This window comes from Jannaschia seosinensis (assembly GCF_001408515.1).
Lineage (GTDB): Bacteria > Pseudomonadota > Alphaproteobacteria > Rhodobacterales > Rhodobacteraceae > Jannaschia > Jannaschia seosinensis.
Genome location: NZ_CYPR01000083.1, coordinates 1 through 1,217 on the forward strand (window position 1 = coordinate 1; position 1,217 = coordinate 1,217).

Consider the following 1,217-nt stretch of genomic DNA (forward strand, 5'->3'; position numbering starts at 1 on the left):
TGCAGGCGTGCCGGCGGGGAGCTCGATCCTGACAACGCCGACGGCAATGCGAAGCAGGTCGCCCGACTGCGGCGAAGCCTCCCGCTCCACTGGCTCCTCCGGCTCACGCAGGACAAGGGGCGCGAAGACAGGGAGCTCACCAGCCCCCGCGGAGGCGTCGATGGCCGCAGGCAGGACCAACTTGCCCTTCTTCGCCAAGCCCCGCCAGGCGGACAACTGGTTCGGCTTAACCCCATACCGCTCGGCCACGGAGTTCACGGTCGCGCCCGGCGCCAACGTCTCCGCGACAACCTGCGCCTTTACATCATCCGGCCACCGTCGATGCCCTGACGCATGGACCTCCACACCCAGCGATCTGAGAAACGAATTCATAGCACACATTGCGAAACGCACTCCCCATCTTGAGATGGGTAGATCTCGCAATCATGCCGATGCCCGACAACGTGGGCCGCAGCCACCGCTTACGAGAAACCAGCAGATGTCAGATCACAGGTTCCGTCATTGTTCGGCGCTTGAGGGGAATTCATCACGCCCGGTGCCGTGTCGAGGCGAAGATGTGATATCTCAAAGCATTCGGCGTACGCATCGCCGCAAGATCCCGGCCAGCGAGGCCGCCGAAATCCACGTCTGTGCCGCCCTCATGACCCGCTTCTTGGCCGTCGGCGCCACCGTAATCCTCCGCGTGACCTGACATCAGCAGGAAAGAAGCCACTCAAGCCTCAGGCGTAGGTGTCGCATCCCGGAAGGTAGTATGGCTGTTTCTTGAACAGCTCTGGCTTGATTTTGTGCCAGTCCTTCATGGCCTGCAAGGGCGCCTTGCTGGCCAACGCTGCTTGCGGGAGCTGCTGGTTGTAGAGCCAGACGTATCGGTGGAGCGTGGTCTCCAAATCCTCGCCTGATCGGAAATGGTGGCTCTGCAGGACCTCTTCGATCCGGCCGTTGAAGCGCGCGACCATTCCGTTGGTCTGCGGCGACTTCGGCGGGGTCAGGCGGTGGTCGATGTCGAGGGCGGCGCAAAGCGCGTCGAACGCGTGCTCTCCCGTGGCAGTCCGCTTGCGCAGGCCGAAAAGGCGGTCGGTGAACTCCTTGCCATTGTCGGTGAGAATGGTGCGGATGCGGATCGGGCAGGCGCGCTCCAGATCGCGCAGGAAGCGCCGTGCGTTGGCCGCGGTCTTTGCCGGGAAGACACGGATGAAGACCCATCGGGTCGCCCGGTC

Annotated in this window: 3 protein-coding genes; all 3 read right to left on the reverse strand. The window is 63.4% G+C overall.

Annotation, left to right across the window (positions count from 1 at the left end):
• Positions 1 to 372 (reverse strand): transposase (locus tag JSE7799_RS06790; protein ID WP_083480343.1); only part of this gene is annotated, 372 nt, incomplete at its 3' end.
• A gap of 154 nt (positions 373 to 526) precedes the next feature.
• Positions 527 to 712 carry a hypothetical protein gene (locus JSE7799_RS06795; protein ID WP_055662942.1) on the reverse strand — a complete coding sequence of 62 codons (186 nt, stop codon included), beginning with the start codon at positions 710 to 712 and terminating at the stop codon, positions 527 to 529.
• A gap of 7 nt (positions 713 to 719) precedes the next feature.
• Positions 720 to 1,217: integrase core domain-containing protein (locus tag JSE7799_RS06800; protein ID WP_144431596.1), on the reverse strand; the 498-nt coding region annotated here is incomplete at its 5' end.